The sequence below is a fragment of the Arthrobacter sp. ISL-28 genome (assembly GCF_018613875.1).
Lineage (GTDB): Bacteria > Actinomycetota > Actinomycetes > Actinomycetales > Micrococcaceae > Arthrobacter.
This window is the reverse complement of the sequence record NZ_JAGGPJ010000013.1, coordinates 61,707-83,367: the sequence shown is the minus strand read 5'-3', so window position 1 is coordinate 83,367 and position 21,661 is coordinate 61,707. Positions and strand designations below refer to the sequence as shown.

Below are 21,661 nucleotides of genomic sequence, written 5' to 3'. Positions count from 1 at the left end.
GGAGTACGACGGCGGGTGACCGCCCGCCGTCGTACGTCACCTTCCTCATCCCGCAACCAAGACTTCAGAATTTAGAGAACAAGAGAGAACAGGGACCATATGTCCAGCGAATCCTCCTTCGGCCTCATGCAGATCGGCCTCGCCACCGCGGAAGACATCCGTGGCTGGTCGTACGGCGAGGTTAAGAAGCCGGAAACCATTAACTACCGCACGCTCAAGCCCGAGAAGGACGGCCTCTTCTGCGAGAAGATCTTCGGCCCGTCCCGTGACTGGGAATGCTACTGCGGCAAGTACAAGCGCGTGCGCTTCAAGGGCATCATCTGCGAGCGGTGTGGCGTTGAGGTCACCCGCGCCAAGGTACGCCGCGAGCGCATGGGCCATATCGAACTGGCTGCGCCGGTAACCCACATCTGGTACTTCAAGGGTGTTCCCTCCCGTCTGGGCTACCTCCTTGACCTGGCACCGAAGGACCTCGAGAAGGTCATCTACTTCGCTGCCTACATGATCACGAGCGTTGACGCCGAGAGCCGCCACGAGGAACTGCCCAACCTGCAGGTTGAGCACGACATCGAGAAGAAGCAGCTGATCGACAACCGCGACTCCGACATCGCCACGATCGCCCGCGACCTTGAGAACGAGCTTGCCCGTCTCGAAGGCGAAGGCGCCAAGGCTGCCGACAAGAAGAAGGCCCGCGACTCCGCTGACCGCCAGATGGCGAACGTCCGCAAGCGTGCCGACGCCGAGATCGAGCGCCTCGAGCAGGTCTGGGACCGCTTCAAGAACCTGAAGGTCGCCGACCTCGAGGGTGACGAAGGCCTGTACCGCGAACTGCGCGACCGCTACGGCATGTACTTCGAAGGCTCCATGGGTGCCGAAGCCATCAAGAAGCGTCTTGAGAACTTCGACATGCAGGCCGAGTCCGACGCACTGCGCGACGTCATCGCCAACGGCAAGGGCCAGCGCAAGACCCGTGCCCTGAAGCGCCTTAAGGTCGTCAACGCGTTCCTCACCACCAACAACAGCCCTCTGGGCATGGTGCTGGACGCCGTCCCGGTGATCCCGCCGGAACTGCGCCCGATGGTCCAGCTGGACGGTGGCCGCTTCGCGACCTCGGACCTCAACGACCTGTACCGCCGTGTGATCAACCGCAACAACCGCCTCAAGCGACTGCTTGACCTGGGTGCTCCGGAGATCATCGTCAACAACGAGAAGCGCATGCTTCAGGAAGCTGTTGACAGCCTCTTCGACAACGGCCGCCGCGGCCGTCCGGTCACCGGACCGGGCAACCGTCCGCTGAAGTCCCTGAGCGACATGCTCAAGGGCAAGCAGGGCCGTTTCCGCCAGAACCTCCTTGGCAAGCGCGTCGACTACTCCGGCCGTTCGGTCATCGTCGTCGGTCCGCAGCTGAAGCTGCACCAGTGTGGTCTGCCCAAGCAGATGGCCCTGGAGCTGTTCAAGCCGTTCGTGATGAAGCGCCTGGTTGACCTCAACCACGCCCAGAACATCAAGTCGGCCAAGCGCATGGTTGAGCGTTACCGTCCGCAGGTCTGGGACGTTCTCGAGGAGATCATCACCGAGCACCCCGTGCTGCTGAACCGTGCACCTACCCTGCACCGTCTCGGCATCCAGGCGTTCGAGCCCCAGCTTGTTGAAGGCAAGGCCATCCAGCTTCACCCGCTGGTTTGTGGCGCCTTCAACGCTGACTTCGACGGCGACCAGATGGCAGTCCACCTGCCGCTGAGCCCCGAGGCCCAGGCTGAGGCACGCATTCTGATGCTCTCCTCGAACAACATCCTGAAGCCGTCCGACGGCCGTCCGGTGACCCTGCCTTCACAGGATATGATCATCGGCCTCTACCACCTGACCACCAAGCGTGTGGGTTCAGCTGGCGAAGGCCGGATCTTCGGCTCGGTGTCGGAAGCCATCATGGCGTTCGATGCCCACGAGCTGCACCTGAACTCCCAGGTCAAGATCCGCCTCGAGGGCTTCGTCCCTTACGCGGGCTGGGAAGCTCCGGAAGGCTGGGAACAGGGTCAGCCTGCGCTGGTCCAGACCTCGCTCGGCCAGGTCCTCTTCAACGAGACCCTGCCCGAGGACTACCCGTGGGTTGAGGCCGTTGCCGACAAGGGCGAACTTTCCCGCATCGTCAACGATCTTGCAGAGCGCTACCCGAAGGTTGTTACCGCGGCAACGCTGGACAACCTCAAGGACGCCGGCTTCTACTGGGCCACCCGCTCGGGTGTCACGGTTGCCATCTCGGACATCGAGGTTCCGGCCTCCAAGCCGGAGCTCCTCGCCGGATACGAGACCATGGCTGCCAAGATCCAGGGCCAGTACGACAAGGGCCTGATCGACGACGACGAGCGTCGCCAGGAACTGATCGAGATCTGGAACAAGGCAACGAACGAGATTGCCCAGGCAATGCGCGACAGCCTGTCCCCGATGAACACCATCAACCGCATGGTGTCCTCCGGTGCACGTGGTAACTGGATGCAGGTCCGTCAGATCGCGGGTATCCGTGGCCTGGTGGCCAACCCGAAGAGTGAAATCATCCCGCGTCCGATCAAGTCCTCCTACCGCGAGGGCCTGTCGGTGCTGGAATACTTCATCGCCACGCACGGTGCCCGTAAGGGTCTGGCTGACACCGCACTGCGTACCGCCAACTCGGGTTACCTGACCCGTCGTCTGGTGGACGTTTCGCAGGACGTCATTGTCCGCGAAGAGGACTGCGGCACCGAACGCGGCCTGGTGACTCCGATCGCCGTCGCCGACGCCAACGGTGAACTGGTGCTGGACGAGAACGTCGAGAACAGCGCCTACGCCCGTACGCTGGCCGTGGATGTCGTTGACTCCAAGGGCAACGTCCTGGCAGCCGGTGGCACCGACTGCGGCGACGTCGTGATCGCCGAGCTGTTCGCAGCCGGCATCACCGAGGTCAAGGTCCGCTCCGTACTCACCTGTGAGTCCAGTGTCGGTACCTGCGCTCTGTGCTACGGCCGTTCGCTGGCCACGGGCAAGACCGTCGACATTGGTGAGGCTGTCGGCATCATCGCCGCACAGTCCATCGGTGAGCCGGGCACCCAGCTGACCATGCGTACGTTCCACACCGGTGGTGCTGTTTCCGCCGGCGGTGGCGACGACATCACCCAGGGTCTGCCCCGTATCCAGGAGCTCTTCGAAGCCCGTACTCCGAAGGGTGTGGCGCCGATTGCAGAAGCGGCCGGACGCATCACCATCGAAGAGTCCGAGCGCCAGATGCGCCTGGTCATCACCCCGGATGACGGTTCCGAAGAGATCGCGTACCCGGTCCTGCGCCGTTCACGCCTCCTGATCGAGGACGGCCAGCACGTCACGGTGGGCCAGAAGCTCATCAACGGTCCGGTCGACCCGAAGCAGGTCCTGCGCATCATGGGTCCGCGTGCCGCACAGAAGTTCCTCGTGGACGAAGTGCAGGGCGTGTACCGCAGCCAGGGCATTGGCATCCACGACAAGCACGTGGAAGTCATCGTCCGCCAGATGCTGCGCCGCGTCACGGTCATCGAATCCGGCGAGTCCGACCTGCTCCCCGGTGAGCTGGCCGAGCGCAGCCGCTTCGAGGACGCCAACCGCCGCGTTGTGTCCGAGGGCAAGACTCCGGCTTCCGGGCGTCCTGAGCTCATGGGTATCACCAAGGCCTCCCTGGCCACCGAGTCCTGGCTGTCCGCAGCTTCCTTCCAGGAGACCACCCGCGTCCTGACGCAGGCGGCCATGGAAGGCAAGAGCGATCCGCTGCTCGGCCTCAAGGAGAACGTCATCATCGGTAAGCTGATCCCGGCCGGCACGGGTCTCCCGCGCTACACCGAGGTCACGGTGGAACCGACTGAAGAAGCAAAGGCCAATCTGTTCACCGGCCCGAGCGCATTCAGCGACTTCTCCTACGATTCCCTGGGCGGCGACGGAGCTCCTGAGTTCCACGCCATCCCGCTGGATGACTACGACCTGGGCAACGACTTCCGCTAAGCGTTCCTAAAACAACGCGGGGTCACTTACGGCCCGATCCGCATCGTGGATTCGGCTCCAAGTGACCCCGCGTTGCCGTTTAACCGCTGGTGGCCGTCCATGTTAGACTGGGTGTCAATTGTTATTGTGGCAGTGGATGAGTGCGCCGGTCATAGCTGAAAGGCTGGACCAGAGCGACGTTTCCGGTTTGCAGGGTTCTTGTGCAACGTATGCCACATTTTTGCATGCCTAGGGACCATCGAAGGCGAACACCAGGTCTTCTTCCCCCATGTGTGCGATCCGACTATTAAAGGCTTCGCCTCAGCTGCTCTGGAGACTTCTTCAAAGCTCGGGCGGCGGGGCAAAGCAACAGGAGAACGGCTGTCAGAGGCCGTTCCGGATAAAACGGAGAACACGAAAGTGCCTACGATTAACCAGCTGGTCCGCAAGGGCCGCACGCCGAAGGTCAAAAAGACCAAGGCTCCAGCGCTTAACGGCAGCCCGATGCGCCGCGGTGTTTGCACCCGCGTGTACACCACCACCCCGAAGAAGCCGAACTCGGCTCTGCGTAAGGTTGCACGTGTGCGCCTTAACGGTGGCATTGAAGTCACCGCCTACATCCCCGGTGTAGGCCACAACCTCCAGGAGCACTCCATTGTGCTCGTTCGTGGTGGTCGTGTGAAGGACCTCCCCGGTGTCCGCTACAAGATCGTCCGCGGCGCCCTCGATACCCAGGGTGTCAAGAACCGTAAGCAGGCCCGTAGCCGCTACGGCGCAAAGATGGAGAAGAAGTAATATGCCTCGCAAGGGTCCGGCCCCCAAGCGGCCGCTCGTACTAGATCCCGTTTACGGCTCCCCGCTGGTCACCCAGTTGATCAACAAGGTGCTGGTTGACGGCAAGAAGTCCACCGCAGAGCGCATCGTTTACGGTGCCCTCGAAGGTGCACGTGCCAAGTCCGGTGGCGACCCCGTTGCCGCCCTCAAGAAGGCCATGGAGAACGTCAAGCCTTCCCTCGAGGTCCGCTCCCGCCGCGTCGGTGGCGCAACCTACCAGGTTCCGGTTGAGGTCAAGCCCGGCCGCTCCACCGCCCTCGCGCTGCGCTGGCTGGTTGGCTACTCCAAGGCCCGCCGCGAAAAGACGATGACCGAGCGTCTCCAGAACGAAATCCTGGATGCCTCCAATGGTCTCGGTGCCGCTGTGAAGCGTCGCGAAGACACCCACAAGATGGCCGAGTCGAACAAGGCCTTCGCACACTACCGCTGGTAAAACTTCCCGTACGCCGCCGGCTCGCTGAGCCGGCGGCGAACGCGTAGTCCATCCGAAAGGGAGACACCGTGGCACAGGACGTGCTTACAGACCTTAGTAAGGTCCGCAACATCGGCATCATGGCCCACATTGATGCTGGCAAGACCACCACCACCGAGCGCATTCTGTTCTACACAGGTGTGAACCACAAGATCGGCGAAACGCACGACGGCGCTTCGACCACCGACTGGATGGAACAGGAAAAGGAACGCGGCATCACCATCACGTCTGCCGCCGTGACCTGCTTCTGGGAAAACAACCAGATCAACATCATCGACACCCCGGGCCACGTGGACTTCACGGTTGAGGTTGAGCGCTCCCTGCGCGTCCTCGACGGTGCAGTTGCCGTCTTCGACGGCAAGGAAGGCGTTGAGCCGCAGTCCGAGACCGTTTGGCGTCAGGCTGACAAGTACAACGTTCCGCGTATCTGCTTCGTCAACAAGATGGACAAGCTCGGTGCTGACTTCTACTTCACCGTAGACACCATCATCAGCCGCCTCGGCGCCAAGCCGCTGGTCATGCAGCTGCCCATCGGTGCCGAGAACGACTTCATCGGCGTCGTGGACCTGCTCTACATGCGCGCGCTGGTATGGCCCGGCGATGCCAAGGGTGATGTCACCATGGGCGCCAAGTACGAGATCCGTGAAATCCCGGCAGACCTGCAGGCCAAGGCCGAGGAATACCGTGCACACCTCGTTGAGGCTGTCGCAGAGTCCTCCGAGGAACTCATGGAGAAGTACCTCGAGGGCGAAGAGATCTCCATCGACGAGCTCAAGGCTGGCATCCGCAAGATGACCATCAACTCGGAGATCTACCCGGTGTTCTGTGGTTCCGCATTCAAGAACCGCGGCGTGCAGCCGATGCTGGATGCCGTCGTCGACTACCTGCCGAACCCGCTCGACGTCCCCCCGATGATCGGTCACGATCCTCGCGACGAAGAGAAGGAACTGACCCGCAAGCCGTCTTCGGAAGAGCCGTTCTCGGCCCTTGCCTTCAAGATCGCCGCACACCCCTTCTTCGGCCAGCTCACCTTCATCCGCGTGTACTCCGGTCACGTGGAAGCAGGCGCGCAGGTGGTCAACTCCACCAAGGGCAAGAAGGAGCGCATCGGCAAGCTGTTCCAGATGCACGCCAACAAGGAAATGCCCGTTGAGGGCGCTACCGCCGGCCACATCTACGCAGCCATTGGTCTGAAGGACACCACCACGGGTGACACCCTGTGTGACTCCAGCAACCAGATCGTCCTCGAGTCCATGAGCTTCCCGGAGCCCGTGATCTCTGTTGCGATCGAGCCGAACACCAAGGGTGACCAGGAGAAGCTCTCCACGGCCATCCAGAAGCTCTCCGCTGAGGACCCGACCTTCCAGGTTTCCCTCAACGAAGACACCGGTCAGACCATCATCGCCGGCATGGGCGAGCTCCACCTGGACATCCTGGTGGACCGCATGCGTCGCGAATTCAAGGTCGAGGCAAACGTCGGCAAGCCGCAGGTTGCTTACCGCGAAACCATCAAGCGTGTTGTAGAGCGTCACGACTACACGCACAAGAAGCAGACCGGTGGTTCCGGCCAGTTCGCGAAGATCCAGATCGCGATCGAGCCGCTGGATACGGCTGAGGGCGAACTGTACGAGTTCGAGAACAAGGTCACCGGTGGCCGCGTTCCGCGCGAGTACATTCCGTCTGTCGACGCCGGTATCCAGGATGCGCTGAACGACGGCGTCCTGGCAGGCTACCCGGTTGTTGGCATCAAGGCCACGCTGATTGACGGCGCGTACCACGATGTTGACTCCTCGGAAATGGCGTTCAAGATCGCCGGCCGTATGGCTTTCAAGGAAGCCGCACGTAAGGCGAACCCGGTTCTGCTCGAACCGCTGATGGATGTCGAGGTCCGCACCCCTGAGGAATACATGGGTGAAGTTATCGGTGACCTCAACTCCCGCCGTGGCCAGATGCAGTCCATGGAGGATGCCCAGGGCGTCAAGGTCATCCGTGCGCACGTCCCGCTGTCCGGCATGTTCGGCTACATCGGTGACCTGCGTTCCAAGACCCAGGGCCGTGCTGTTTATTCCATGACGTTCAACAGCTACGCCGAGGTCCCGAAGGCAGTAGCCGACGAGATCATCCAGAAGACCCGCGGCGAATAGTCTTCGGACTGTTCACGCGAGCAACTCGGGTGCGTTTCCGGCAACTGAAGCTCACCTGGCCCAGACGGCCGGTCTCCGGTCCAGACCGGATCCCGGCCGTCCGGGCGAACAGGCTCTAGGCACTAGTATTAGTTCCTGAATCTGCAATTTCATCAATCCAAAGCCCCCAAGTAGACTTACTGGAGTTTCTGCCGCGACAAGCGCGGTCGAAGGTAAGTCATTTGAAAAACGTCCTAGGAGGAACCTGTGGCAAAGGCAAAGTTCGAGCGGACTAAGCCGCACGTTAACATCGGTACCATTGGTCACGTTGACCACGGTAAGACGACGTTGACGGCCGCCATTTCCAAGGTGCTGTACGACAAGTACCCGACTCTCAACGAGAAGCGTGACTTCGCGTCGATCGACTCTGCTCCCGAAGAGCGTCAGCGCGGCATTACCATCAACATCTCCCACGTTGAGTACCAGACCGAAAAGCGCCACTACGCACACGTAGACGCCCCCGGTCACGCTGACTACATCAAGAACATGATCACCGGTGCTGCCCAGATGGACGGTGCAATCCTCGTGGTTGCCGCCACTGACGGCCCGATGGCCCAGACCCGTGAGCACGTTCTGCTCGCCCGCCAGGTTGGCGTTCCCTACCTGCTGGTCGCCCTGAACAAGGCTGACATGGTTGACGACGAGGAACTCCTCGACCTCGTTGAAATGGAAGTTCGTGAGCTCCTGAGCTCGCAGGGCTTCGATGGCGACGAAGCTCCGGTTGTCCGCGTTTCCGGCCTCAAGGCCCTGGAAGGCGACCCGGAGTGGGTCAAGTCCGTTGAGGAACTCATGGAGGCTGTTGACAACTCCGTGCCGGACCCCGTACGTGACCGTGACAAGCCGTTCCTGATGCCGATCGAGGACGTCTTCACCATCACCGGCCGTGGCACCGTTGTAACGGGCCGCGCCGAGCGTGGAACCCTCGCCATCAACTCTGAGGTCGAGATCGTCGGCATCCGCCCGGTCCAGAAGACCACGGTTACCGGTATCGAGATGTTCCACAAGCAGCTCGACGAAGCATGGGCCGGCGAGAACTGTGGCCTCCTGCTCCGCGGTCTGAAGCGCGATGACGTAGAGCGTGGCCAGGTTGTCGTCAAGCCGGGTTCCATCACCCCGCACACCGACTTCGAGGCTAACGTCTACATCCTCTCCAAGGACGAAGGCGGACGTCACAACCCGTTCTACTCGAACTACCGCCCGCAGTTCTACTTCCGCACCACGGACGTAACCGGCGTTATCACCCTGCCGGAAGGCACGGAAATGGTTATGCCCGGCGACAACACTGAGATGACCGTTGCGCTCATCCAGCCCATCGCAATGGAAGAGGGCCTCGGCTTCGCTATCCGCGAAGGCGGCCGCACCGTTGGTTCGGGACGTGTCACCAGCATCATCAAGTAGTCTTTGATGATTATGGACCGGACGGCCTGCTAACGGCCTGACGGATCTTCAAAACAGCCCCGCTGCTAGTGCAGCGGGGCTGTTTTTTGGCTACTCTTAATCCATTCATTGGATTAATTGTTGCCGGCGGCTTTCGCGGCCAGCGATGGGCGGAAGGCTGCGACATGTGGGGTTCCATGGGTGAGGCGTACAACGCCGGTTACCGGGCTGGGCATCTCCAAGGATGGCGGGATGCCCTGGCCAGCGCCGCGGCATCCGCTGCGCCGGCAGCGCCCCAACCCGCCCAGCCGGAACCGGTAGCGCCTGAACCGGCAGCGCCTCGTCCGCCCGCCGGCCAGCCGTCGTGGCTGTCGCAGGGGCCGGTTAGGCTGCCGTCCCCTCCCGCGTACCGGGCCGTTTCGCCGCAGGCCATTTCGCCGCAGAGGGAAGCCGAACTCCGTGCCGAGCGGGAGAAAGCACGGGAGCGGCGCGAGCAGCAAAACATCAATGTCACGCTCTACGTCGCCAGTCTGCTCCTCGTCGCTGCCGGTGCGCTATTCATCGGGACCGCGCTTCCCGTGCCGCTGAAGTTTGCTGGAGTCTGCACCATCACGGCCCTGTTTTATACAGCAGGCCTGATGCTTCACAAGCGTGCCCCGCGCCTGAAGCCTGCCGCCGTTGCGTTTTCCGGTACCGGACTCGCCTTGATTCCCGTAACAGGACTGGCCCTGTACACCCTCGTTCTTCACCATGCTCCGCTGGCGTGGCTGATAACTTCGGTCGTCGGTACCGCTGCGTATGTCCTGGCGGCCCTCCGGCTTGAGAGCCGCGTCCTCGTGTACCTCTCGCTGACGTTCGTCGCCTCAACGGCGTGGTCGGGCGTCTCCGTGCTGGGCGGGGCGCTCATGTGGTACTTCACGGCGCTCATCGGGGTGGCGGTGTTCTTCACACTCCTGGCCATACTGAAGCCGGGCTGGCTGCCGCCGCTGTATCTTAGGCCGCTTGCCCAGCTGCATCCGTTCATGGTGCCAGCGGTCGCGGTAGCCGCCACGATGGTTCCGCTGATGCTCGGCCGCGGCGATTACGCCCGGATCATGGCCATGTGCGGATGCTATTTTGCGGTGATGGCTGTCGCCCCAGGGGCGGGCTTCAGAACCCTGCAGTTCCTGGCAGCCCGGGCAAGCCTGACAGTGGCAGCAGCCGTGGCGGTCTGGAACCTGAGCGGCCGGGGGAGCACCGCCTTGGCCGCCGCCGCTGTGCTGCTGGCAGTCCAGGCTGTCCTCACTTTCATGGAAGCGAATCGCCTTCCGGCCCTGTTGGCAGGCATCCTGTACCACCGCCGATGGCGGCTTGACCTGGCTGTCACCTTCGGGTTGCAGCTGTCCCTGACTGCCGCCTTCGCGGTCGCGGAGGCGCTGGAGTTCTTCTACCAGCCTTCGGAGGGCGATGAGGGCCTGCCGCTGTTGGGCCTCACCGTGCTCGCACTCCTGACAGGCATGGTGCTTGCCGCCAGGCACCGTGGAGCCGCGGAATGGGCGCCCGTTGCTGCCCTCGGTCTGGCCATCCTGCTGGCGGACCCGTTGGGTGCCTGGAGCTTGACGGGGCTGCTCATCGCTGGAGCGGCATACTGGATCCTGCGCTCCCTCCCCGCCGCTGAGCCGCTGCGGCTTCATTTTGTCCTCGCAGCCCGCATTGCCCTCACGCTGGCGGCTCCGGTGCTAACGGCAGCTATCGTCGGCCAGCACGACGCCCGCTTCTCGGCCGCAGCCTTTGCGCTGTGCATTGCCCTTGTTCTTCAGCAGCTGGCCACGGCTGTGCTGATCCGCCGCCAGATACCGGCGTTGGCTCCACAGCTGAGCCTTGCCCTATTCACGACCGCCGGTGCGGGAACCATGACTGTGCTGGCGCTCGATCAGGATGAGCGCGCCGTATCACTGTCGACCTTCCTTTCAGGAACCTTCCTCACGGCGGTGGAAGACCTTGGATTCATCGCGATCGGCGCCCAACTCCTGGCGTCGCTGGCCGTCGGCTTGATGCTGGTTCCCCGGTACGGGAACGATGGCCCTTGGCGTCCGACCGTCGCGGAGGCTGTTCCGCTGGCCGTCTCGCTGGCCGCCGTGCCCCTGGCCTTTGACACCCTGTCGCTTCCGCTGGGAAACGCCGCGCTGTTGCTCGTCACGGGCTACCTTGCTGTCACGGCAGTCCGCGCCGGGACAGCCCCTCCTCCAGGGGAGCCGACGGCGGAGAGCGCCGGCCGGACAAGCAGCGATGGTGCGACATTGCGGCGGCGGTGCTACTGGTGGTTCAGCCGTGCGGCAGCAACGGCGCTGGTCCTGACACTGTTTCACCAGCTTCAGCATGAGGCAGGCCCTGTGGTGGTAGGCGGTGAGGCAATTGCCGCGTCCACGGTCTTCGCCGTCGCGCTGTCCCTCCAGCTCGCAATTCCCCTGCGGACGGCGCTCCGCGGGAGGGAGCAAGGACGCGATCTGGCAGATGCCGGAGTCCTCCTTGCGCTGCAGGCTGCAGCGATCATGTCCCCGGAGGCCTCCGTCAGGGCTTTCGACTCCGAACCCGCGTCGTGGCAGGCCACCCTCACCACGCTGCTCCTGGCCGGCGGAGCCGCCGGTGCCGGATACCTGCTGCGGCGGCAGCGGTGGTCAGCGGTTTTCGCTCCGGCGGGGCTGGCGCTGCTCTTGCTGCTGCGCGGCGAGTCCCTTCCGCACGTCGAAATCCTCCTGGGCCTGTTCGCGGTCTTCTGTGCAGCCATGGTGGTTGCCGTGGAGGAGCGCATTGCGAGGGGCGGTTATTTCGCCGCCGCCCGCATCCTGACGGCGGCGCTGGCACTGGTGCTCAGCTATGACGTTTCGGCCTCGTCCACCGTGGTTGCCGTGACCTTCGCGTTCGTGTTCGCGGCACAGCACGTCATCCGCTGGCTCATGCGGCACCGCCTGACGGACGTACCCTTCCAGCAGGCCGCTGTCTGGATCACCCTCGCCGGGCAGGCGATTCTTCCGGCCGCCTATATGGCCCAGCCGTTCCGGGAGGACATCAGTGCTGACGACGGCGGCCGCTGGGTGGTGCTGTTGTCCTTGGTTCTGTTGCTGCTTTCCGCCGTTGCGGCCGGCCGCCTGTTCGCCGCCCGGGGCGCCGCCTATCTGGCGATCTACGCGGCCTTGTTCGGGGTGGTGGCACTGGGGCCGCTGTTGCCTTTCCAGCTCCCCTTCACCTCCGCCTTCCTTGCAGCTCCCGTGCTGAGCCATACCGGCGTCGCATTTTCACTGCTCGGGATGTCCTTCGCCGCCACCGCCGGCGGAGTGCTGTTCCGGCACAGGAACGTCGAAGGCGCTGACCACTGGCTGTGGCTGACCGCGGCCGGCTCCTTCGGAACTGCATCAGCCATGCTGGCACCTCCGTCCGGGGACTGGATTTCCGGCGTCGCGGTGATTGCCCTGTCAGCGGCATGCTTCGTGGCGTCGCACGTCGAACGCGTGCCCGGGTTCTACCCGCCGGCGGTCCTGGCGGCGCTGGCCGGGGCCACGATGGCGGCGGATGGACTGGTCGGGGACGTTCCGGGACCCTGGGGCTTTTACCTCCCCTGGCTGGCTGGTTGTGGAACAGCGGCCGCGGCACTGTATGCGGCCGCGTGGATTCGCAGCCGTGTGCTGCTGGATCGGGCTCCGCAGGCCGAAGGACCGCCGACAGCGGCCGGCGGCAGCGGCGACGTCCGCCATCTCTCGCTGGTCGGGGCAGCGGTCCTGGGTCTGGCCGCTGCGGGGCTCGTGGGGCTTCTCTACAGCGCGACGTCGTGGACGGGGGCGGCGCTGGTCACCGGTACTGCCGTCGTGATGTGGCTGGAGGTCCCGGCCGCGATGCACCGGCCCGTAGCGGAACTCGGTGCTTTGGCCGTGACGGCCGCCGTCCAGCGTGCGGCGCTCTTTGTCCCTCCCGTGGGGCAGCGCCCGAGCTGGCTGGACGGGGTGCTGCCGGATGACACTTGGCGCGAGCCCCTGTTGCCCGACCCTTTCTGGCCCGATCCTTTCTGGACGGCCCAGTGGTACGTGGTCCTGGCCGCGGTACTTGGCGTGCTGCGCTACCGGTCCGGTCACACCGACGCCGGGAAGCTGTATCTCGGTCTCGCTTCCGGACTGCTCTCGCTGACCGGGCTCCTGGTGATCTTCGGCGGGGACGGTGCCCAGCAGCTCTGGGTGCTGGCCTTCTTCGCGGCGCTCCTCGTGGCCGGCATGGGCTATGGCGAACGGATGTTCGTGTGGTGGGGTGCTGCGGGGGTTGCGCTGTGCATCATGTGGGCGATGCGGCAGTACACCTACGTGCTGCTGGCCCTGATCGCCGCGGGCCTCATCGCGCTGGCCCTCTGGAAGCTCAGCCGCAGCAAGCCAGCGGGCTCGGAGTAAGCCGGGCTGTGGACGGGGCCGTGCTGGGCGGAATGACGGAGCCGGCCCCCTGCTATCGTTGCTTAAAAGAGAGGGGGCACATCATGGAATGGCTTATTTTCCTGGTTGTGGCTGCAGCTATTGTGGCCGGTGTTTTCTGGGCCAAGAAGCATTTCCGCGACGAGATCGACCGCGCAAAGCGCATCAACCGGGCCAACAAGAACAAATAGCCCAGGCAAGAGCACCCTTCTGCCTGGCGCGGGTCCCATGGCTCAGGCGGGTTCCGCGGTGCGTGCCTTCCGTGCACGGCTGAGGGCCTGGAGCCAGTAGAAGGACTTCTTCGGCGTGCGTTTGAGCGTGTCAAAGTCCACATGGACCAGGCCGAAGCGCTGCGAATACCCGGCCGCCCACTCAAAATTGTCCATCAGGGTCCAGACGTAGTAGCCCAGCAGCTCCACATCATGTGCAATCCCGCCGGGCGCGGTGGAAACCATCGCCTGATGCAGATGATGCGCCAGGTAGTCGATGCGGCGGCCGTCTGCGATGGGGCCGGTGACGTGCTCCGGCTCCGGGAAGCTGGCACCGCTTTCCGTGATGTAGAGGGGCGGGAGCGCGGCCCCGTACCTGTCCTTGAGTTCACGCAGCAGTATTCCGAGATGCTCGGGTGCAACCGGCCAGCCGAAGCCCGTAGTGGCATACTCCGGAAATGCCGCCAGATGGAACGGTACGCGGGCCATGGCTTCCGCAGTTCCGGCCGGGGTATCTGCCGGGCCCTGCCCGGCGGCGACTTTCACCGGGTAGTAGTAGTTCACCCCGTAGAAGTCCAGAGGCTGGCTGATGAGGCGGAGGTCGTCGTCGGACGCTTTGGCCAGGGAGCGGAACCACGGCCTGGCCGCCGCGGGCGGCTTCGGATAGCGGCCCAGCAGGATGGGATCGGAGTAAACCCTGTTAAGGACCAGATCAAACACCCTGGCCAGCAGGCGGTCCGTGAGCTTCCGTGTTGCGGGGCGCACCGGGGAATGCAGGTTGGTGATCCCGATGGCGCCGGCAACCCCGGCGGCCCGCAACGCCTGGACGGCGAGACCGTGGCCCAGGAGCTGGTGATGAACCGAGGGCAGGGCGTCGAACAGCAAATCCCGGCCAGGGGCGTGGACGCCCAGGGCGTAACCGTTCAGGGTCACGGAAACCGGCTCGTTCAGCGTTACCCACTGGGCCACCCGGTCGCCGAGCCGTTTTGCGGCTGCCGCGACATAGTCCGCGAAATGCCCAGCCGTCGCGCGGTTCATCCAGCCGCCGCTGTCCTCGAGGGGGAGCGGTGTGTCCCAGTGGTAGAGGGTGGCCATGGGGGAGATGCCCGCCGCGAGCAGCTGGTCGATCAGCCTGTCATAGAAGTCCAGGCCCTGGGCGTTGACGGCGCCCCGGCCGTCAGGTTGGATCCTTGGCCAGGACAGGGAGAAGCGGTAGGAGTCGATGCCCAGCTCCTGCATGAGCGCGATGTCCTCGGGTACCCGGTTGTAGTGGTCGCAGGCCACGGCAGGGGAGTGGCCGTTCGCGATGGTTCCCGGCTTCGCGGCAAACGCGTCCCAGCCAGACGGACCCCGGCCGCCGGCAGCCAGGGCGCCCTCGATCTGGAATGCCGCCGCCGCCACCCCCAAGGTAAAGCCGGGCCTGAGCCGCGCGGCGAGGTCCCGCAAGGATGAGGCGTATGCGGCGTCAGCATTCTGCACGGCCATTCATCCATCATCCAATCGCAGATTGCCGAAGGCAATGACCGGGAATTGGGGAAGCGATCGGAGGTAGGGTGGAACAGTCCCCCCGGGGCGGGCTGATTCGCATCCGCGGGCAAAATCCGGCATACTAGATGAGTTGTTCAAGCGCTTCTTCGCGTCCCGATCCGGATAATGCCGGGTGTCAGGGTCCAGGTCGAAGCCCAAACATAACCCACTCCCCATGGAACTGCGGGCTCGCACGCTTCGAAGGTGCGACACGCCCGACCGCGGGGGTCGGTTACGCCGGCAGGTTGAGGAACCCGGATTCATCCGGATTCAGCTTGTGCGGCGGGTGGTAGTTCAGACTTCAAATGCTTCGGCAGCCACACAACGAGTAAGTAAACAGGGCAGCCCTAACCAGGGGAAGCACAGACTGAAAGAGAGTCAGGCGACATGGCGGGACAAAAAATCCGCATCCGGCTGAAGTCATACGACCACGAGGTCATTGACGTTTCAGCACGGAAGATCGTTGAGACGGTCACGCGCGCAGGCGCAACGGTAGTCGGCCCCGTGCCGCTGCCGACGGAGAAGAACGTTTACTGCGTAATCCGCTCTCCCCACAAGTACAAGGACAGCCGCGAGCATTTCGAAATGCGCACGCACAAGCGTCTGATCGACATCATCGACCCCACGCCGAAGGCAGTTGACTCGCTTATGCGTCTCGACCTGCCGGCCGACGTGAACATCGAAATCAAGCTGTAGGGAGGTGCTGAGAGACTATGACCGCAACCCGTAACGTAAAGGGCCTGCTGGGCACGAAGCTCGGCATGACCCAGGTCTGGGACGAGAACAACAAGCTCATCCCCGTCACTGTTGTCCAGGCTGACTCGAACGTCATCACCCAGCTGCGCAACGCAGACACTGATGGCTACGTCGCCGTTCAGATCGGCTACGGCCAGATCGATCCCCGCAAGGTCACCAAGCCGCTGGCTGGTCACTTTGAAAAGGCAGGCGTCACGCCTCGCCGCCACGTCGTCGAACTGCGCACTGCAGATGCTGACTCTTACGAGCTGGGCCAGGAGCTCTCCGTAGAGCTCTTCGAAGCCGGCCAGAAGATCGACGTTATCGGCACCACCAAGGGTAAGGGCTTCGCCGGCGTTATGAAGCGTCACGGCTTCCACGGCGTTGGAGCTTCCCACGGTGCCCACAAGAACCACCGTAAGCCCGGTTCAATCGGTGGCGCATCCACCCCGAGCCGCGTCTTCAAGGGCATGAAAATGGCCGGCCGCATGGGCGCCGTTCGTCACACCACGCTGAACCTCACTGTTCACGCGGTTGACGTCGAGAAGTCGCTGCTCCTGATCAAGGGTGCCGTCCCCGGCGCCCGCGGCCAGGTCGTACTCGTACGCACCGCCGTGAAGGGAGCCTAGTTCAATGACTAGCACTGTCAAGGTTGACCTGCCTGCAGAGATCTTCGACGTTCAGACCAACGTGCCGCTGCTGCACCAGGTCGTCGTTGCACAGCTCGCTGCTGCTCGCCAGGGTACCCACAAGACCAAGACCCGCGCCGAAGTTTCCGGTGCAGGCCGCAAGCCGTTCAAGCAGAAGGGCACCGGCCGAGCCCGTCAGGGTTCCATCCGTGCTCCTCACATGACCGGCGGTGGCGTTGTCCATGGTCCGACTCCTCGCGACTACAGCCAGCGCACCCCCAAGAAGATGATTGCTGCTGCACTCCGCGGCGCACTGTCTGACCGCGCCCGTAACGGACGCATCCACGTCGTTGCTGATCTGGTTGCCGGCTCCAAGCCGTCCTCCAAGGAAGCACTGGCAACGCTGCGCGGCGTCTCCGAGCGCAAGAACCTGCTCGTTGTCATTGAGCGCGCCAACGATGTTGCTGCACTGTCCGTGCGCAACCTCGAGGAAGTTCACGTTCTGTACGCAGACCAGCTGAACACCTACGACGTTCTCGTTTCTGACGACGTAGTCTTCACCAAGGCTGCCTACGAAGCATTCGTTGCTGACAAGGCTGCAAAGAACGAGGAGGATGCCAAGTGAGCGCAGCCACCATCAAAGACCCCCGCGACGTCGTGCTTGCACCCGTTGTGTCGGAAAAAAGCTACGGCCTGATCGACGAGGGCAAGTACACCTTCCTGGTGGACCCCCGCTCGAACAAGACCGAGATCAAGCTGGCCGTGGAGAAAATCTTCTCCGTCAAGGTCGAATCGATCAACACCATCAACCGTGCCGGTAAGCGCAAGCGCACCAAATTCGGATGGGGTACCCGCAAGAACACCAAGCGTGCGATTGTCACCCTCAAAGAAGGCACGATCGACATCTTCGGCGGTCCGCTCGCGTAGCGGAGACCACTTTAACGAGGAAATAAATTATGGGAATCCGTAAATACAAGCCGACTACCCCGGGCCGTCGCGGCTCGAGCGTAGCGGACTTCACCGAAATCACGCGGTCGACGCCGGAAAAGTCGTTGGTGCGCCCGCTGCCCAAAAAGGGTGGCCGTAACAACACCGGTAAGATCACGACCCGTCACAAGGGTGGTGGACACAAGCGCCAGTACCGTCTGATCGACTTCCGTCGCCACGACAAGGACGGCGTCAACGCCCGCGTTGCCGAAATCGAGTACGATCCGAACCGCACGGCTCGCATCGCCCTCCTGCACTACGTTGATGGCACCAAGCGTTACATCATCGCCCCGAACAAGCTCGCCCAGGGCGACTTCGTGGAGGCCGGCGCCAACGCTGACATCAAGCCTGGCAACAACCTGCCCCTGCGCAACATCCCCGTCGGTACCGTTATCCACGCAGTTGAACTGCGTCCGGGTGGCGGCGCCAAGATGGCACGTTCCGCTGGAGCTTCTGTTCAGCTCGTCGCCAAGGAAGGCCGTTTCGCCCAGCTGCGTCTGCCCTCCGGCGAAATCCGCAACGTTGACGTGCGCTGCCGCGCAACCATCGGCGAGGTCGGCAACGCCGAGCAGTCGAACATCAACTGGGGTAAGGCCGGCCGTATGCGGTGGAAGGGCGTTCGCCCAACCGTCCGTGGTGTCGCCATGAACCCGGTCGACCACCCCCATGGTGGTGGTGAGGGTAAGACTTCCGGTGGACGTCACCCGGTCAACCCGAACGGTAAGCCTGAAGGCCGTACCCGCCGTCCCAACAAAGAGAGCGACAAGCTTATTGTTCGTCGCCGTCGTACTGGCAAGAACAAGCGATAGGAGCCTGGACACATGCCACGCAGCCTGAAAAAAGGTCCTTTCGTTGACCAGCACCTCTTTGTGAAGGTGGCAAGGGAAAACGAAAAGGGCACCAAGAACGTCATCAAGACCTGGTCCCGCCGTTCGATGATCATCCCCGACATGCTCGGGCACACGATCGCCGTGCACGACGGACGCAAGCACATCCCGGTGTTTGTCACCGAGTCGATGGTCGGGCACAAGCTCGGCGAATTCGCTCCGACGCGGACATTCCGCGGCCATGTCAAGGACGACCGTAAGGGCAAGCGCCGCTAGGCGCCTGCACTTACGTCAAAGACGAGAGAAGGAAAGCAATGGAAGCCAAGGCAATTGCGCGTCACATCCGCGTAACGCCTATGAAGGCCCGGCGCGTCGTCAACCTTGTTCGTGGTAAGCAAGCGAACGAGGCTCTGGCAATTCTGAAGTTTGCCCCCCAGGCAGCTTCGGAGCCGGTATTCAAGGTAGTTCAGTCGGCAATCTCCAACGCCCGGGTCCTCGCGGACCGCGACGGCGTTGCGTTTGACGAAGGTGACCTCATCATCAGCGAAGCGTTTGTTGATGAAGGCCCGACCATGAAGCGGTTCCAGCCGCGTGCTCAGGGTCGTGCATTTCAGATCAAGAAGCGCACCAGCCACATCACCGTGGTAGTCGCTACCCCGGAGAAAGAGGAGGCTCGCTAAGTGGGACAGAAAGTAAACCCGCACGGGTTCCGACTCGGCATCACCACCGATCACGTATCGCACTGGTTCGCTGACAGCACCAAGTCCGGCCAGCGGTACAAGGACTTCGTTCGCGAAGACATCCGTATCCGCCAGCTCATGTCCACGGGCATGGAGCGCGCCGGTATCGCCAAGGTTGAGATCGAGCGCACCCGTGACCGCGTCCGCGTGGACATCCACACGGCACGTCCGGGCATCGTCATCGGCCGCCGCGGCGCAGAAGCAGACCGCATCCGCGGCGAGCTCGAAAAGCTCACCGGCAAGCAGGTTCAGCTGAACATCCTCGAGGTCAAGAACCCCGAGATGGAAGCTCAGCTTGTTGCCCAGGGCGTTGCTGAGCAGCTGACTTCCCGCGTGGCGTTCCGCCGTGCGATGAAGAAGGCCATGCAGTCCGCACAGCGTGCCGGTGCCAAGGGTATCCGTATCGCTTGCTCGGGTCGTCTGGGTGGCGCAGAAATGTCCCGCTCGGAGTTCTACCGCGAAGGCCGTGTGCCCCTGCACACCCTCCGCGCGAACATCGACTACGGCTTCTACGAAGCCAAGACCACCTTCGGCCGCATCGGCGTGAAGGTCTGGATCTACAAGGGTGACGTCACCTCCAAGGAACTGGCTCAGCAGGCAGCTGCTGCTCCGTCCCGTGGACGCACTGGCGACCGTCCGGGCCGCCCGGGTGGCGCTGACCGTGGTGACCGCCGCCGTCGTACCGACCGTCCGGCAGCCGACGCAGCACCTGCTGCTGCAGCTCCGGCAGCCGAGGCAGCTTCTGCCGCACCGGCACAGGCAGCAGAAGGAGGACAGGCTTAAATGCTTATCCCACGTCGAGTCAAGCACCGTAAGCAGCACCACCCGGGTCGTTCCGGCGCTGCTACGGGCGGCACCAAGGTCTCCTTCGGTGAGTACGGTATCCAGGCCCTGAGCCCGGCATACGTGACGAACCGTCAGATCGAGTCTGCCCGTATCGCGATGACCCGCCACATCAAGCGTGGCGGTAAGGTCTGGATCAACATCTACCCGGACCGTCCGCTGACGAAGAAGCCGGCCGAAACCCGCATGGGTTCCGGTAAGGGTTCTCCGGAATGGTGGGTCGCTAACGTCAAGCCGGGCCGGGTTCTCTTCGAACTCTCCGGTGTCAATGAAGAGGTAGCTCGCGAGGCACTGCGCCTGGCAATCCACAAGCTCCCGTTGAAGGCACGCATTGTGCGTCGCGAAGGTGGTGAATAGAAATGGCAGTAGGGTCGAAGGATCTCGCACCCGCACAGCTGGACGGTTTCGACAACGAGCGTCTCGTTGAAGAACTCCGCAAGTCCAAGGAAGAGCTGTTCAACCTGCGTTTCCAGTCCGCCACCGGACAGCTGGAGAACCACGGTCGTCTGCGCGCGGTAAAGAAGGACATCGCACGCATCTACACCGTTCTCCGTGAGCGCGAGCTGGGCATTCGTGCCGAGGTTGCCGCACCGGTTGCGGAAGCCAAGGAAGAAAAGAAGTCCAAGAAGTCCGCAGCCAAGGCTGAGAAGGCTGAAGAGCCGGCCGAAGCTGCGACTGAGGAGGACGCCAAGTGAGTGAAAAGGACGAGAACGTGACGGAAACTGTTTCCGCAACGGCTACGGCTGGCGAGCGCGGTTACCGTAAGACGAAGCGCGGCTACGTAGTCTCGGACAAGATGGAAAAGACCATCGTTGTCCAGGTTGAAGACCGCGTGAAGCACGCCCTTTACGGCAAGGTCATCCGCCGCACCTCGAAGATCAAGGCTCACGACGAAGAGAACACCGCCGGCATCGGCGACCTCGTTCTCCTCGCCGAGACCCGCCCGCTGTCCGCCAGCAAGCGGTGGCGCCTGGTTGAGATCCTCGAAAAGGCCAAGTAACACCAGCGGCTTTGCTGAAACGCAAGCTGTGCAGGAAACCCCCGTTCCCTTTGGGAGCGGGGGTTTCCGCATTTTCCGCTGCCGGTCGCGCCGGTCGCGCCACCAGCATGCGGCGGCGGTATTTGTGGGCTGCCCGACGACGGCGGACCGGCTTTGCGGGGGAGCGGCGGCTCCGGCGGGCCGAAAGTCAGCGGCGCGGAACGCCGTCGTCAGTTTAGCGGAGGCCCGGCCCCTGTGATATGGGGCTGGGCCCGAACTGTGCTAAGATTTTGAGTTTGTATGGCGCCTTTTGTGCGCCGTCATCAAACCTCGTAAACAATCGTGCCACGGCATAGTGCCCCCTTGCGCTCGGACTGCGTCCGAATCCGGTTGGGAAGCAAATGTTTTTGGCACGGGCGTTTAGGCCTGGTCTGGCAAAATCCAGGCAGGTCAAGAGACACCCCGATCAACCGTTCCGCAAGGCTCATTCCGTAGGAAGATTTTCGGTCTGAGAACCGGCGCGACGCAAGGAGTAAATAGTGATTCAGCAGGAGTCGCGACTCAAGGTCGCCGACAACACGGGTGCTAAGGAAATCCTTACCATTCGCGTTCTCGGTGGATCTGGCCGTCGCTACGCAGGCATCGGCGACGTCATCGTCGCTACCGTCAAGGACGCAATCCCGGGCGGCAACGTAAAGAAGGGCGATGTCGTCAAGGCTGTCATCGTCCGTACTAAGAAGGAACGCCGCCGTGCGGATGGTTCCTACATCAAGTTTGACGAGAACGCAGCTGTGATCCTGAAGAACGACGGTGACCCCCGCGGCACCCGTATCTTCGGACCGGTTGGTCGTGAACTCCGTGACAAGAAGTTCATGAAGATCGTTTCTCTGGCTCCGGAGGTGCTCTAGTCC

General features: G+C 63.0%; 20 protein-coding genes. 19 read left to right on the top strand and 1 reads right to left on the bottom strand.

Annotation, left to right across the window (positions count from 1 at the left end; genetic code table 11):
• Positions 1 to 99 precede the first annotated feature (99 nt).
• The 7 genes from J7E80_RS10210 (at position 100) to J7E80_RS24265 (ending at position 13,465) form a co-directional block, all read left to right on the top strand.
• Positions 100 to 3,999 (top strand): DNA-directed RNA polymerase subunit beta', encoded by a 3,900-nt coding sequence (locus tag J7E80_RS10210; RefSeq protein WP_215051338.1) that lies wholly within the window; start codon positions 100 to 102, stop codon positions 3,997 to 3,999.
• Positions 4,000 to 4,398: 399 nt separating this feature from the next.
• Positions 4,399 to 4,773 (top strand): 30S ribosomal protein S12, encoded by a 375-nt coding sequence (rpsL, locus tag J7E80_RS10205; RefSeq protein ID WP_018773658.1) that lies wholly within the window; start codon positions 4,399 to 4,401, stop codon positions 4,771 to 4,773.
• Between the two features lies 1 nt (position 4,774).
• Positions 4,775 to 5,245, top strand: coding sequence for a 30S ribosomal protein S7 (gene rpsG, locus J7E80_RS10200; protein ID WP_011692813.1), 471 nt, complete (start codon positions 4,775 to 4,777; stop codon positions 5,243 to 5,245).
• A gap of 68 nt (positions 5,246 to 5,313) precedes the next feature.
• A complete protein-coding gene (gene fusA, locus J7E80_RS10195; protein ID WP_215051337.1) occupies positions 5,314 to 7,428 on the top strand; it encodes an elongation factor G in 2,115 nt (704 codons plus the stop codon).
• A gap of 246 nt (positions 7,429 to 7,674) precedes the next feature.
• Complete coding sequence (gene tuf, locus J7E80_RS10190) at positions 7,675 to 8,865, top strand: elongation factor Tu (protein WP_215051336.1); 1,191 nt, start codon at positions 7,675 to 7,677, stop codon at positions 8,863 to 8,865.
• A gap of 164 nt (positions 8,866 to 9,029) precedes the next feature.
• On the top strand, positions 9,030 to 13,256 hold the full coding sequence (locus tag J7E80_RS10185) for a hypothetical protein (RefSeq protein ID WP_251036702.1): 4,227 nt from the start codon (positions 9,030 to 9,032) through the stop codon (positions 13,254 to 13,256).
• An 83-nt stretch (positions 13,257 to 13,339) separates the two neighbouring features.
• A complete protein-coding gene (locus J7E80_RS24265) occupies positions 13,340 to 13,465 on the top strand; it encodes a hypothetical protein (RefSeq protein WP_285291838.1) in 126 nt (41 codons plus the stop codon).
• A 42-nt stretch (positions 13,466 to 13,507) separates the two neighbouring features.
• On the opposite strand, the gene J7E80_RS10180 is transcribed toward J7E80_RS24265, so the two are convergent.
• Positions 13,508 to 14,968, bottom strand: a complete 1,461-nt coding sequence (locus J7E80_RS10180; RefSeq protein WP_215051335.1) for a GH1 family beta-glucosidase — start codon at positions 14,966 to 14,968, stop codon at positions 13,508 to 13,510.
• Positions 14,969 to 15,397: 429 nt separating this feature from the next.
• On the opposite strand from J7E80_RS10180, the gene rpsJ reads away from it, so the two are divergent.
• The 12 genes from rpsJ to rplN all read left to right on the top strand — a co-directional run bounded on the left by rpsJ (position 15,398) and on the right by rplN (position 21,658).
• On the top strand, positions 15,398 to 15,706 hold the full coding sequence (gene rpsJ / locus J7E80_RS10175; RefSeq protein WP_003803825.1) for a 30S ribosomal protein S10: 309 nt from the start codon (positions 15,398 to 15,400) through the stop codon (positions 15,704 to 15,706).
• Positions 15,707 to 15,723: 17 nt separating this feature from the next.
• Complete coding sequence (gene rplC, locus J7E80_RS10170; protein ID WP_104136690.1) at positions 15,724 to 16,374, top strand: 50S ribosomal protein L3; 651 nt, start codon at positions 15,724 to 15,726, stop codon at positions 16,372 to 16,374.
• Between the two features lie 4 nt (positions 16,375 to 16,378).
• Positions 16,379 to 16,999, top strand: a complete 621-nt coding sequence (rplD, locus tag J7E80_RS10165) for a 50S ribosomal protein L4 (RefSeq protein ID WP_215051334.1) — start codon at positions 16,379 to 16,381, stop codon at positions 16,997 to 16,999.
• A complete protein-coding gene (rplW, locus tag J7E80_RS10160; protein WP_011692807.1) occupies positions 16,996 to 17,301 on the top strand; it encodes a 50S ribosomal protein L23 in 306 nt (101 codons plus the stop codon). The genes rplD and rplW overlap by 4 nt, the downstream gene beginning before the upstream one ends.
• Positions 17,302 to 17,330: 29 nt before the next feature.
• Positions 17,331 to 18,170: a 50S ribosomal protein L2 gene (rplB, locus tag J7E80_RS10155; RefSeq protein ID WP_215051333.1), complete on the top strand. Its 840-nt coding sequence runs from the start codon at positions 17,331 to 17,333 to the stop codon at positions 18,168 to 18,170.
• A gap of 12 nt (positions 18,171 to 18,182) precedes the next feature.
• Entirely contained in the window at positions 18,183 to 18,464 is a 282-nt protein-coding gene (gene rpsS, locus J7E80_RS10150; protein ID WP_003803803.1) for a 30S ribosomal protein S19, read from the top strand.
• 38 nt (positions 18,465 to 18,502) lie between these two features.
• Complete coding sequence (gene rplV / locus J7E80_RS10145) at positions 18,503 to 18,868, top strand: 50S ribosomal protein L22 (RefSeq protein ID WP_003803798.1); 366 nt, start codon at positions 18,503 to 18,505, stop codon at positions 18,866 to 18,868.
• Positions 18,869 to 19,711 (top strand): 30S ribosomal protein S3, encoded by an 843-nt coding sequence (rpsC, locus tag J7E80_RS10140; RefSeq protein WP_215051332.1) that lies wholly within the window; start codon positions 18,869 to 18,871, stop codon positions 19,709 to 19,711.
• Positions 19,712 to 20,128: a 50S ribosomal protein L16 gene (gene rplP / locus J7E80_RS10135; protein WP_003803795.1), complete on the top strand. Its 417-nt coding sequence runs from the start codon at positions 19,712 to 19,714 to the stop codon at positions 20,126 to 20,128.
• 2 nt (positions 20,129 to 20,130) lie between these two features.
• Positions 20,131 to 20,466 carry a 50S ribosomal protein L29 gene (gene rpmC, locus J7E80_RS24260; protein WP_215051331.1) on the top strand — a complete coding sequence of 112 codons (336 nt, stop codon included), beginning with the start codon at positions 20,131 to 20,133 and terminating at the stop codon, positions 20,464 to 20,466.
• Entirely contained in the window at positions 20,463 to 20,771 is a 309-nt protein-coding gene (rpsQ, locus tag J7E80_RS10125) for a 30S ribosomal protein S17 (RefSeq protein ID WP_215051330.1), read from the top strand. The genes rpmC and rpsQ overlap by 4 nt, the downstream gene beginning before the upstream one ends.
• 518 nt (positions 20,772 to 21,289) lie before the next feature.
• Positions 21,290 to 21,658 carry a 50S ribosomal protein L14 gene (gene rplN, locus J7E80_RS10120; protein ID WP_003803789.1) on the top strand — a complete coding sequence of 123 codons (369 nt, stop codon included), beginning with the start codon at positions 21,290 to 21,292 and terminating at the stop codon, positions 21,656 to 21,658.
• The last annotated feature ends 3 nt before the right edge of the window (positions 21,659 to 21,661 follow it).